The sequence below is a fragment of the Nonomuraea sp. NPDC050691 genome, from assembly GCF_040654455.1.
GTDB lineage: Bacteria > Actinomycetota > Actinomycetes > Streptosporangiales > Streptosporangiaceae > Nonomuraea.
The window spans coordinates 19,001-30,654 of the sequence record NZ_JBFAIA010000096.1; the positions used below are offsets into that span (position 1 = coordinate 19,001).

11 protein-coding genes are annotated in these 11,654 nt (G+C 73.3%); 5 read left to right on the forward strand and 6 right to left on the reverse strand.

Translation table 11 applies throughout. The features are described from left to right. Positions 1–106: 106 nt before the first annotated feature. The gene (locus AB0H81_RS28290; protein ID WP_358380631.1) at positions 107–628 is read right to left on the reverse strand and encodes a TetR family transcriptional regulator; all 522 of its coding nucleotides are present in this window, start codon (positions 626–628) and stop codon (positions 107–109) included. 97 nt (positions 629–725) lie between these two features. Between AB0H81_RS28290 and AB0H81_RS28295 the strand changes: the two genes are divergently transcribed. Continuing rightward, complete coding sequence (locus AB0H81_RS28295; protein WP_358380633.1) at positions 726–2,981, forward strand: MMPL family transporter; 2,256 nt, start codon at positions 726–728, stop codon at positions 2,979–2,981. Between the two features lie 97 nt (positions 2,982–3,078). Here AB0H81_RS28295 and AB0H81_RS28300 read toward each other — a convergent pair whose 3' ends face one another. The 4 genes from AB0H81_RS28300 to AB0H81_RS28315 all read right to left on the reverse strand — a co-directional run bounded on the left by AB0H81_RS28300 (position 3,079) and on the right by AB0H81_RS28315 (position 5,585). Then, positions 3,079–3,462 carry a DUF4148 domain-containing protein gene (locus AB0H81_RS28300; protein WP_358380635.1) on the reverse strand — a complete coding sequence of 128 codons (384 nt, stop codon included), beginning with the start codon at positions 3,460–3,462 and terminating at the stop codon, positions 3,079–3,081. 133 nt (positions 3,463–3,595) lie between these two features. After that, positions 3,596–4,312 carry a BTAD domain-containing putative transcriptional regulator gene (locus AB0H81_RS28305; protein WP_358380637.1) on the reverse strand — a complete coding sequence of 239 codons (717 nt, stop codon included), beginning with the start codon at positions 4,310–4,312 and terminating at the stop codon, positions 3,596–3,598. 107 nt (positions 4,313–4,419) lie between these two features. Beyond that, the gene (locus AB0H81_RS28310) at positions 4,420–5,070 is read right to left on the reverse strand and encodes a metalloregulator ArsR/SmtB family transcription factor (RefSeq protein ID WP_358380640.1); all 651 of its coding nucleotides are present in this window, start codon (positions 5,068–5,070) and stop codon (positions 4,420–4,422) included. Further along, positions 5,070–5,585, reverse strand: coding sequence for a cupin domain-containing protein (locus AB0H81_RS28315; protein WP_358380642.1), 516 nt, complete (start codon positions 5,583–5,585; stop codon positions 5,070–5,072). Before AB0H81_RS28315 ends, AB0H81_RS28310 begins: the two co-directional genes overlap by 1 nt. Before the next feature lie 184 nt (positions 5,586–5,769). Between AB0H81_RS28315 and AB0H81_RS28320 the strand changes: the two genes are divergently transcribed. Continuing rightward, a complete protein-coding gene (locus tag AB0H81_RS28320) occupies positions 5,770–5,994 on the forward strand; it encodes a hypothetical protein (RefSeq protein ID WP_358380644.1) in 225 nt (74 codons plus the stop codon). Between the two features lie 18 nt (positions 5,995–6,012). On the opposite strand, the gene AB0H81_RS28325 is transcribed toward AB0H81_RS28320, so the two are convergent. Next, positions 6,013–7,101 (reverse strand): alcohol dehydrogenase catalytic domain-containing protein, encoded by a 1,089-nt coding sequence (locus tag AB0H81_RS28325; RefSeq protein ID WP_358380646.1) that lies wholly within the window; start codon positions 7,099–7,101, stop codon positions 6,013–6,015. 170 nt (positions 7,102–7,271) lie between these two features. Here AB0H81_RS28325 and AB0H81_RS28330 point away from each other — a divergent pair, with 170 nt between their 5' ends. From AB0H81_RS28330 to AB0H81_RS28340, 3 genes are all read left to right on the forward strand, one after another. Continuing rightward, entirely contained in the window at positions 7,272–8,543 is a 1,272-nt protein-coding gene (locus AB0H81_RS28330) for an ABC transporter substrate-binding protein (RefSeq protein ID WP_358380648.1), read from the forward strand. Then, on the forward strand, positions 8,540–11,248 hold the full coding sequence (locus AB0H81_RS28335; RefSeq protein WP_358380650.1) for an ATP-binding cassette domain-containing protein: 2,709 nt from the start codon (positions 8,540–8,542) through the stop codon (positions 11,246–11,248). Before AB0H81_RS28330 ends, AB0H81_RS28335 begins: the two co-directional genes overlap by 4 nt. Next, a partial coding sequence (locus AB0H81_RS28340) for an ATP-binding cassette domain-containing protein (protein WP_358380652.1) occupies positions 11,248–11,654 on the forward strand: 407 nt, incomplete at its 3' end. The genes AB0H81_RS28335 and AB0H81_RS28340, both read left to right, overlap by 1 nt.

Consider the following 11,654-nt stretch of genomic DNA (forward strand, 5'->3'; position numbering starts at 1 on the left):
CCGGAGGTGGTCACGTCGACGTCGGGGAGGAGAGCGCCGCGCTCGGCGCCGTACGGCTGGCCCTCGACCACGTCGAACGCGAGGTCCTGGGCGTCTGACGACGACGTCAGATCGCCCGGGCGGCGCGCGACAGCTCGGCGCGGACCTGCTCCTCCGGCAGGTCCGTCGTGTGCACCACGCCCCACTGCAAGGCCCCCAGCACGGCCCAGCCGCGCACCCGCGCCGCGGCGTCCGGCTCCGGGCCCACCAGCCGGGCGAACAGCTCGTCGCGGAACGTCCTGATGGCCTCGCCCGGCGACCCGGGCGGGGCGTCGTCGGCCCCGCCGACGTCCTCCATGACCAGGCGCAGCACGGTGCGGTGCCGGACGGTGAAGGCGACCAGGGCCTCCAGGAACGCCTCCCGGTCCGCGAACTCGGCGCCCAGCAGCGCGAGCACGTCGTCGGCGCAGGGCGCGAGCAGCTCGGCCGCCAGCCGGTCCTTGGGGTGGAAGTGGTAGGCGACGGCGGTCTTGGTCAGGCCGACGGCCGCCGCGATGTCGGCCAGGGACGTCTGCGCGTAGCCGCGCTCGGCGAACAGCCGGCGGGCGGCGGCGAGGATCCTGCTGCGGGTGTCGTCGGCTGTGGTCATCGTCTCATTTCCGTACTCGCCTCAGCCTTCGGGTATATCTCGATCTATCGTAGCCCTGTACGACCGTACAGGACGGCCGTCAAGGAGGGGGCCTGCGATGACGCGGTTCTTGGGTCGGCTGGGCGGCTGGTGCGCCCGGCACGGGATGGTGGTACTGACCTTATGGGTGGTCGCGGCGGCCGGCCTGATGGGCGCCAGCCTCGTGCTCGGCAGTCCCGTCAGCAACGACGCGACGATTCCCGGCACGGACGCGCAACGCGCCCACGATCTGATGCGCTCGGGCTTCGGCCCCGGATACGAGACGGGCGGCACCGTGCAGCTCGTCGTCTACGCGCCTCAGGGGCAGCTCATCGACAAGCCCCGCAAGGAGGCCGTCGAGCAGGCGATCACCGCCATCCGCACGGTCCCGCACGTCAAGCAGGTCGACACGCCCTACCGTCGCGGCGGCATCGCCTCGAACCTGCAGATCGGCCTCATCACCGTCCGGATGGAGGGGCACGACGCCTCCAAGCCCGCCGAGGCCGCCCAGGCCGTGTCGCGCGCCGCGCAGCCGGCCCGGGCCGCCGGCCTGGAGGTCGTCGCCGCCGACAGTTCCACCCCGGCCGACAAGGAGATCAAGACCGGGCCGAGCGAGATCATCGGTGTGGCGTGCGCGCTGCTGGTGCTCGTCCTCGCGTTCGGCACGCTGACGGCGGCGCTGGTGCCGATCTTCACCGCGCTGGTCAGCGTGGCCGCCGGGCTGGGCGTCATCGGATTGCTCGGCCATGTCGCGGACGTGCCGAAGCAGGCGGGCATCATGGCCACGATGATCGGGCTCGGCGTGGGCATCGACTACGCGCTGTTCCTGCTGTCGCGGCACCGCAAGCTGCTCGCCGACGGTGTTCCCGTCCAGGAGTCGGTGCGCCGCACGGTGGCGAGCTCGGGCGGGGCCGTGGTGTTCGCGGGCGGCACGGTCATCGTCGCGCTGAGCGCGCTCGTGCTCGGCGGGTTCCCGCTGCTGCGCACGCTCGGCCTGGTCACGGGCGTCTCGGTCGTCACGGCCGTGCTCACCTCCGTCACGCTCGTCCCCGCCCTGCTCGGGCTGCTCGGCCACCGCGTGAACGCGCTCAGGCTGCCCTTCCTCGGCCGGCGCCGCGGCGGCGAGTCCTCCGGCTGGGCCGGGCTCGGCGCGTGGGTGGCCCGCCGCCCGTGGCGGGTGCTGATCGGCAGCGTCGTCGTGCTGGCCGCGCTCACCGCCCCCGCGCTGGCGCTCAAGCTCGGGCCGCTGGACGACGGGTACGCCGCCCAGGGCTCCGAGCCGCGCCGGGCGTACGAGCTGATGGCCTCCGGCTTCGGCCCCGGCATCAACGGCCCGCTGCTGATCGTCGCCCAGCTCGACGAGACGGCGGCCGACGCCAAGGCCCCCGTGGTGAAGCGGCTGACCGGCGCGATCGAGCACGTGGACGGCGTCGCGCACGTCGCGCCCGCCAAACTCAGCGACTCGGGCCGCGCGGTGATGATCCAGGCGATCCCCGACTACGCGCCCAGCGACAGCCGTTCCGCCGACGTCGTGCGCGACGTCCGCGCCCTGTCGGTCCCCGGCGCCACGCTGCACGTCGGTGGCAAGGTCGCCGCGCTGACCGACGCCGGCGACCGCATGGCCGAGCGGACCCCGCTGGTCATCGGCGTGGTCGTGCTGCTCAGCGCCCTCCTCCTGCTGCTGGCCTTCCGCGCCCCGGTCGTCGCGCTGAAGGCCGCGGTCATGAACCTCATCTCGCTCGGCGCGGCCTTCGGCGCGCTCGCGATGGTCTTCTCCGTCGGGCTCGGCAGCCGGCTCGTCGGCATGGACGCGCCGCTGGAGGCGTCCTCGCTCCAGACGTTCTTCTTCACGGTGCCGATCGAGAGCTACGTGCCGCTCATGCTGTTCGCGGTGCTGTTCGGGCTGTCGATGGACTACGAGGTGTTCCTGCTGACGGCCGTACGGCAGGCGTACCTGCGGCACGGCGACAACGCCCGCGCGGTCGCCGAGGGGCTGGGCTCGACCGGCCGGGTGATCACATCGGCGGCGCTCATCATGGTGTCGGTGTTCGTGGCGTTCATCGCCTACCCGGATCCCATGGTGAAGACGTTCGGCGTGGGCCTGGCGGCGGCCATCGCCGTGGACGCCACGATCATCCGGGGCTTCCTCGTGCCGGCCACGATGGTGCTCCTGGGCCGGGCGAACTGGTGGTGCCCACGCTGGCTGGACCGGCTGCTGCCCAACCTGTCGGTCGAAGGGCACGAGGAGGACGACCACGACGGCCGTCCCACCGGCGGCGACGCCGGCCAGGAAGAGCGCGACGACCTGCCCGAGCCCGTGGGCGCCCGGAGCTGAGCCCTTCCCCGTCCCCACGCAGGGGAGGGACCCCGCTCCGCCGAGGCGGGGCGGGGTCCTTCGTCCGTCCGGGGAAGGAGTCACATGCCCTGGCTGATCAGGGCTTCTTGGGCTCTTCCTTCTTCGGCTCTTCCTTCTTGGGTTCTTCCTTCTTCGGCGTGCAGCTGTGGAAGCCGCTGTTGTAGCCGTCGCGGTAGCCCTTGTGGAAGGGGCCGCTGCCGGTGAAGTTGAGGTCGTACGGCTTGTTGTTCTTGCAGTCCGACCGGCCGTCGGAGAAGCCGGCGTCGTGGCCCCTGTTGTAGCGCCTCTTCCACCTCTTGCCGGGCGCGACACTCAGGGATCCGGTGGCGGTCTGGACGACCTGCGCCGACGTCTCGGTGGTGCCCGTGGAGGCGGACGCGGGAGATTCCACGGCCGGTCCGAACGCGAGCGCGCCGAGGAGTGCCGGACTGGCCAGCATCATCACTCGCCTGGTACGCATTCCTGTCTCCTTGATCCCGCCGGACCGCGGTGACGACCACCTGCGGGTGCTCCGGCGCTCACCAGAAAGCATGGCCACGCTCCAGTCACCGCCCCGTGATGCCGGCGTGACGGCGGCATCACCGGGGCCCCGTTCAGCGCTCCTCCGCCGGGCACAGACCGGCGACGAGGCCGCGCAGCCGCGGTGTCGGTGACAGGCTCAGCTCGTCGTGCAGGCTGCGCACGTAGAGGTGGTACTGGCGCAGCGCCTCGGCCTGGTTGCCCTCGGCAAGGTGCGCCTCGACCAGCGCCGCGCAGGCGCTCTCCCGCAGCGGTTCGGCGTGCAGGGCCACGCTCGCCGCGGCCACCGCGTCGGCGAACCTGCCTGCCCGGACGAAGCGGGCCGACAGCGCCTCCAGGGCGTGCAGCCGCTGCTGGTGCCACTGCTCGGCCTCGCCGAGGACCCAGTCGTCGTACCAGCCGGGCAGCAGGCCGTGCGACAGCACCTCGATGGCGCGGCGGTCGAGGTCGGGGCAGGGGGCGGCCGGGTCGAGGATCCGCTCGGCCAGGGCCCGGGCCTCGTGCAGGTCGACCCGCGTGTCCGGCGCCAGGCTCACCTCGGTGGAGCCGATGTGCAGCATCCGGCGTCCGGTGCCGTCCAGGCGGGCCAGCGCCGAGCGCAGGCTCGCGTACGCGCGGTGCTCCGGCGCGTCGGGCCACAGCGTGGCGGCCGTCAGGTTGCGTGAGACGGCCCGGCAGCCCAGCGCGATGAAGGCGAGCAGGCGTTCGGAGCCGTTGGAGACGTTGATCTGGTCGTCGCCGGCGAGAAGCCGGAAACCGCCGAGGAGGGCGAGACGGAGACTGCTGCCCATGGCCTTCGGTCCCTTCACTGTCCCGGATCGGAAACCCCTGGTCAACGCTCGGTGCCCGTGTTGTTACGCCCGTACCGTCCCGATATATACCCCTTTGTGGAGGTTTGTCAGCCTGTCGTGGTGGACCGTCCCGAGCGGCGCCAGCCCGTGATGCCGCCCTCCAGCGACTGCGCCCGGAAACCGTGCCGTCGCAGCAGCCGCACCGCCTCGGGCGACACGACGCAGTACGGGCCGCCGCAGTAGGCGACGATCTCGGCGTCGCGCGGCAGCTCCTCCAGGCGGTCGCGCAGCTCGGTCAGCGGCACCGACACCGCGCCCGGCAGGTGGGCCGTGGCGAATGCCGTCGCCGAGCGCACGTCCACGACGATCGTGCCCGGGTCCTCCAGGCGGGCGGCCAGCTCGGCGGCGGTCACGCCCTCGGGCGAGCCCAGGTGGCGGGCCACCGCCTCGCGCAGGTCGGCCAGCCGCCCGTGCGCGAACGCCTGCATCTCCCCGAGGAAGCGCGACACCCCCTCGTCGGCCAGCCGGTAGAAGACCTTGGTGCCCTCCTTCCGGCTGGTGACCAGGTGGGCGGCGCGGAGCTGCTGGAGTTGCGCCGAGGTGTTCTTCAGCGCGATGCCGGCCTCCTCGGAGAGCTCCTCGACCGTGCGCTCGCGCTGGTCGAGCACGTCGAGCAGCCGTAGCCGCACCGGGCTGGACAGAACCTTGCCGACGCGGGCGAGCTGCTCGTAGATCGGCTCTTCGGGGAAACCGGCCATCAGACCATGTACTGGTCGTGCCGGAGGTAGAGCTCGGTCCACTCCTCCTCGGTGAGCTCACGGCCGGTCGTGGCGATCTCGGCCAGCTCCTCGAAGTAGCCCTCCCTCGGGGCGCCGGGGGTGAAGAGAATCAGCATGGAGGCGGGCTCGCCTGAGTCATTGCGAAAGGCGTGGATGCCCCCCTCGGGGACGAAAAGGAAGTCGCCCGGCCTGCCGTCGATCCACCGGTCGCCGTCGTAGAGGCGCACAGTGCCGTCGAGGACGTAGAACGACTCGGTCATCGTGCGGTGGAAGTGAGGGCTCGGGCCGCCCGGACGGGGCCCCATCTCCCACCGGTAGAGCCCGAACGCGCCGTTGGTGGTGGCGCCGGTGCCCAGGTGGTGCACGTGGGTGCGCCGCTGCGCGGGGTCGTCGGTCTCGGGGCCCATCACAAGGTCGGCGGGCGCTCCGGCCGGCCGCAACCTGCCGCTGATCTCGCCCTTCTCGCCGAAGTAACGGGGCTCGGGGTACGACATGTCCATCTCCTCTGTTGTTCTAAGGATCCTTAGAATAGCAGACCAAGGCTCGCAACGTCGCGCTGGTGACCCGGGTTCGAGGGGCGTTCGGACGGCTACTCGGGTGACGAGAACACCGCCGACACGGTGGGGCCATGCGCCGGCGACGCGAAGCGGAGGTGGCGGACCACCGCGGTGACGCGTCGTGATCGTGCTCGACGCGTCGGTGCTGATCGACGTACTGACCCGTGACGACGACCAGGGCCGCGCCGCCCGGCTCTTGCCGCGCATGTGGGAACTGCGCGGAGACCTGACCTCCTGTGACGCGGCCTACGTGGCACTCGCCGAGGCGGAGGCCTGCCCTCTCCTCACCCTGGACGCGCGGCTGAGGGATGCCCCGGGAGTGCGCTGCGAGGTCCGGGTGGTCTGAGGCCGGAGGGCCTCAATGTCAGAAGACGATGACCGTGCGGGCGACCGTGCCCTGGCGGACGTGGGCGACCGCGTCGTTGATCTGGTCCAGGGGCAGTCGCTCCGTGATGAGCCCGTTGAGGTCCAGGCGGCCCCGCAGGTACTGGGCGGCGAGCATGGGCAGGTCGCGATGCGGTGCCGCGTCCCCGCCCTGCGTGCCCATGAGGCGGCGCGAGGAGAACAGCAGCGAAGTGTCCACCTCCATCGGCCGGCCGGAAGGCGGGCTGCCGACCATGACCGTGGCGCCGCCCGGGGCCGTGGCGGCGAACGCCTGGGCGAGCACGCCCGGCACCCCCGTCGCGTCGAAGGCGTAGTCCACGCCGCCCCGCACCACCTCGCCGACCTGCGCGGGCAGGTCCTCGGAGGTGAGCGTGTGCGTGGCGCCGAAGCGCTCGGCGAGCTTGAGCTTCCCCTCCGCCACGTCGGCGGCGATGATCGTGGTCGCGCCGGCGAGCACCGCGCCCTGGATCACGTTGAGGCCCACTCCTCCGCAGCCCACGACGAGGACGCTGGAGCCCGGTGCCACCCGCGCCACGTTGAGCACGGCGCCGACCCCCGTGACGACGCCGCAGGCCAGCAGGGACATCGCGTCGAACGGCGCTCCCGGGGCGATCCGCACGCACATGGGCTCGTTGACCACCGTGTACTCGGCGAACGAGCCGATGCCGATGAAGCGGCGGGTCTCCGCGCCGTCCAGCGTGACGCGCGGCTCACCGCCCATGATGGCCCGCATCCGGGCCGGGCCGGAGCACAGGTGGAAGCGGCCGGCGCCGCAGTGGCGGCACTTGCCGCAGGGTCCGCTCATCGAGACGATGACGTGGTCGCCGGGCCGGACCGTGGTCACGCCGGGCCCGACGCTCTCGACGACGCCCGCGCTCTCGTGGCCGAGGATGTACGGCAGCCGCGCGACGACCGGGCTCTTGCCGTCGATGGCCTTGAGGTCGGAGCCGCACACCCCGGACGCCTTGATCTGGACCCGCACCTCGCCGGGGCCCGGATCGGCGATCTCGACCTCGCGGATCTCCATCGGCTCGTTGAAGGCGGTCAGTACGGCGGCGCGCATGAGCATGCGCTCACGCTAGCCCGGCCCGTGATTGCGAGCAAGCGATTGCTCGGCAAGATCCCTTTCTCCCGGCGGCCCGTTGACACCCCCTGGGGCCGAATTTACGCTGGCCGAAACCAAGCGAGCGCTAGGCCAAGATGGGGCGTGGCGCACGCCGTACCCAAGAGGTGAAGGCGATGGTACGACGACATCACGAGGTGCGGCGGAGCGCGGCGGGCCTGGCGGGCGCGCTGGCCGTGACGCTGCTGCTCGCCGGTTGCGCCGCCGAGCGCAGGACGCCCTCCACGACCGGCGGCGCCGCGCCCGGCGTCACCACGACGAGCGTCAAGGTCGGCGGCGTGCTGACCAAGACGAGCGCCAGCGGGTACTCCACCAAGGACGCCGAGATCGGCGCCAAGGCCCGGTTCGAGCGGGCCAACGCCGCGGGTGGCGTCCACGGGCGGAAGATCGAGTTCGTCGGCGCAGAAGACGACGGCCAGGACGCGGCCAAGGGCGACGCGGCGGCCAGGAAGCTCGTGCAGAAGGACCAGGTCTTCGCCCTGGTGCCCGTCCACGCGCCCAACTTCGGCGGCGCGGCGTTCCTGGAGCAGCAGGGCGTGCCGTGGTTCGGCTGGGCCACCGGGCCGCAGTGGTGCGGCACGAAGACCGGCTTCGGCTACAACGGCTGCCTGGCGCCCAAGAAGGGGGCCGGCTCGCAGACCTGGTGGGGCAGGCAGATGGCCGACCTGCTCGGCGGCGCCCAGGGCAGGTCCGTCTACGTCCAGACCACCGACTCCAGCGGCAGCAAGTACGGCGGGACGACGATCTCCCAGTCGTTCGCCGCGGCCGGGTTCGAGCTGGCCGGCGTGAACTCCGGCCTGCCGGCCGCCGCGCCGCCCCCCGACTGGCTCCCGTACGTCAACAAGATCATGACGTCGGACGACGGCAAGGCGCCCGACGTCGTCGTGTCGGTCATCGCCGGCACCAAGTTCAACGTCGGCCTCTACTCCGCGCTCAAACGGGCCGGCTACCGGGGCGTGCTCACCGACGCCACCAGCTACGACGCCGCCATCCTCAAGGACCCGGCCAGCGCGCAGGCGCTGGAGGGCGTCGTCGCGGCGCCGATGTTCGAGCCGTTCGAGTCGGCCGCCCCCGAGATCGCCGCGTTCAAGGCCGACGTCGAGAAGGTCGCGCCCGGCGCCACGCTCACCCAGCACATGGCGATCGGCTACTGGGCCGCCGACATCTTCCTCGACATGCTGACCAAGACCGGCAAGGACCTCACCCGCGAGAAGTTCCTGGCCACCGCCAACGGCGACTACTCCTACGAGAACGCCGGGTTCGGCCGGATCCGCTTCCCCCAGGACCACACCGAGCCGAACGGCTGCGGCGCCCTGGTCCGACTGGAGGGCGGCGCGTTCAGGGTGGCCAAGAGCCTGAAGTGCTTCGACAACGTGCCGCTGAAATGATCGCCGGTTACATCCTCAGCGGGCTCGTCACCGGCGCCGTCTTCGCCGTCATGGGGGCGGGGCTCACCCTGTCGTACGCGGCCACCGGCGTTTTCAACTTCGCGCACGGCGCCGTCGGCTTCATGGCGGCCCTGCTGTTCTACCAGTGCGACCGGGCCGGGCTGCCGCCGTGGCTGTCGGCGCTGCTCGCGGTCGGAGTCCTCGCCCCCGCGCTCGGGTACGTGCTGCACCGGGCCATGTTCCGCGGCCTGGCCCGGGCGGGGGAGACCGCGCAGATCGTCGCCACCATCGGGCTGACGATCGCGCTGCCCGCCCTCGGCCTGCTCGCCGTGGACCTGCTCGGCCTGCCTCCCGCCGACGCCACCGCGCTGCCGCGCGGCGTCGGCCCGCACCCGGCCGTCACCCTCGACCTGCTCGGCGTCCGCCTCGACACCGACCAGCTCATCACCTTCGCACTCTCGGCCCTCACCGCCGCCGGCCTGTGGGCGTTCCTCCGGCACACCCCGTACGGCCTGCGCATGCGCGCCTCCGTGGACCGGCGGCGCCTGGCCACGCTGCGCGGCGTGGACGTGGACGCCACCTCGGCCCTGGCCTGGATGCTGGGCTCCGGCCTGGCCGGGCTGGCCGGGGTGCTGGCCGTGCCGGTGATCGGGCTCGACGCCACCGCGTACACGGTACTGCTGTTCGCCTCGGCCACGGCGGCGGTGTTCGGGCGGCTGAGGTCGGTGCCGTGGACGTTCGCCGCCGGGCTGGGGCTGGGCGTCGTGCAGAACCTGGTCGCCGGATACACCGACTTCCTGGAGGAGATCACCGGGTTGCGGACCGCCGTGCCGGTGATCCTGCTGTTCGCCGGTCTCGTCCTGCTGAACCGCTCGCGCGAGCGGGTGGCGGGCAGCACGGCCGAGGACGCGCCGCCGCCCGACCACCTGGCCGGCGTGCCGCCGTGGCGCCGGCGCCTGCCGTGGGCGCTGGCCATGGCCGCGCTGCTCGCCTTCACCGCCGCCGGGCCCGAGTACTACGTGGGCGTCGCGGCCAACGGGCTGGTGCTGGCCCTGATCTTCTGCTCGTTCGTGGTGGTCACCGGGATCGGCGGCATGGTCAACCTGGCCCAGGCGTCCTTCGCCGCGATGGCGGCGCTGACCTGCGGGTGGGCGTACGCGTCGGGGCTGCCGTTCTTCGCCGCGATCCTGCTCGGGGTCCTCGCCGCGTGCGCGGTGGGCCTGCTGGTGGCGCTGCCCGCGCTGCGGCTCGGCGGACGGGTGCTGACACTGGCCACGCTGGCCCTCGCGCTGCTCGCCGACCAGGTGCTGTTCCAGGTGGACGCGTTCAGCAACGGCACGATCGGCTGGCCGCTGCCCGCGCTCTCCCTCGGGTTCGCCGACACCTCCGACCCGCGGGTGCGGGTGGTGCTGCTGCTCGCGCTCGTCGGGCTGGCCGGGCTGCTGGTGCGCAACCTCGAACGCTCGGCCTCCGGGCGGGCCGTCCTCGCGGTCCGCTCCGCGCCGGCCGCCGCCGTCACCTCGGGGCTGTCCGCGCCGCGCGCCAAGATCATGCTGTTCGTGCTGGCATCGGGGATCGCCGGGCTGGGCGGCGTGCTGTTCGCGGTGTCCAAGGAGTCGATCACGGCGACCGACCTGCCGGCCTTCTCCGGGTTCGTGTGGCTGGCCGTGGTGGTGCTCCAAGGGGTGCGCCGGGTCGGCGGCGCGGTGCTCGGCGGGCTGGTCGCCGCCGCCATGCCCGAACTGCTCGCCACCTGGGGCCTGTCGGCGCACGTGGGGGCCATCCTGTTCGGAGCGGGCGGCGTGATCCTGGCCCGCCATCCGGACGGGGTGCTGGCGCAGTTCGCCGAGTCGCGCCACCGGCGCCGGTCGCGCCGCCAGGAGCGGGAACGCGCCGCCGAGCTCCAGCGCGAGACCGCCGCAGTCCCCTCCGGCACAGTCCCCTCCGGCGCCGCCCCCTCCGGCGCCGCCCCCTCCGGCGCCGCCCCCTCCGCAGCGACCTCTCCCGCCGTCGAGCGCGGGGAGCCCGCTCTGTTCCGGCTGGAGGACGTGGTGGCGGGCTACGCCGACTGCACCGTGCTGCGCGGCGTCGAGCTGTCCGTACGGCCCGGCGAGGTGGTCGCGCTGCTCGGCGCGAACGGCGCCGGCAAGTCCACCGCCTGCGCCGTCGCCGCCGGGGACCTGCCCGTGGCCGCCGGCCGGGTGCTGCTCGACGGCGAGGACGTCACGGCGTGGCCCGCGCACCGCAGGGCCCGGGCCGGGGTGCTGCTGGCGCCCGAGGGCAGGGGCGTCTTCCCCGGCCTCACCGTGGACGAGAACCTGCGCACCTGGCTCGGCGACCCCGCCCCCGCCTACGAGCGGATGCCGCAGCTCGCCGCCCGCCGCACCGTGCTCGCCGGGGCGCTGTCCGGCGGCGAGCAGCAGCTCCTCACCCTGGCTCCGGCGCTCGTCAGGCCGCCCCGGGTGCTCATCGCCGACGAGCCGTCGCTGGGGCTCGCCCCGCTCGTGGTCCGGCAGGTGTTCGAGGTGTTCGCCGAGCTGCGCGAGCGCGGGGTGGCGCTGCTGCTGGTCGAGGAGAAGGCCACCGAGGCGCTGGCCGTGGCCGACCGCGTGGCGTTCATGCGGCTCGGCCGGATCACCTGGGCCGGGCCGCGGTCCGAGGTGGACGCCGACCGCCTGACCGCCGCCTACCTGGGGGTGTCCTGATGCTCCGGGTGAGTGAGGTGTCCGTGTCCTTCGGCGGGGTCAAGGCCCTGGACGGGGTGTCGTTCGAGGTGCCCGAGGGGCAGGTGTGCGGGGTCATCGGGCCGAACGGCGCGGGCAAGACGACGCTGTTCGACGTGGTGTCGGGGCTGCGCCGGCCGAGCGCGGGGAGGGTGAGCGTCGCGGGGGAGGACCTGACCCGTACGCCCGCGGTCCGGCGCGCCCGGCGCGGGCTGCGGCGCACGTTCCAGCGCACCCAGGTGTTCGGGCGGCTCACGGTGGCCGGCAACGTGCTGGCGGCGCTCGACTGGCACGGCGGCGGGGGTGGCCTGGCCGCCGACCTGGTGGGCTGGCCCGCGCGCCGGCGGCGGGGGCGCGAGCGCCGGGGCCGCGTGGGCGGGGTGCGGGT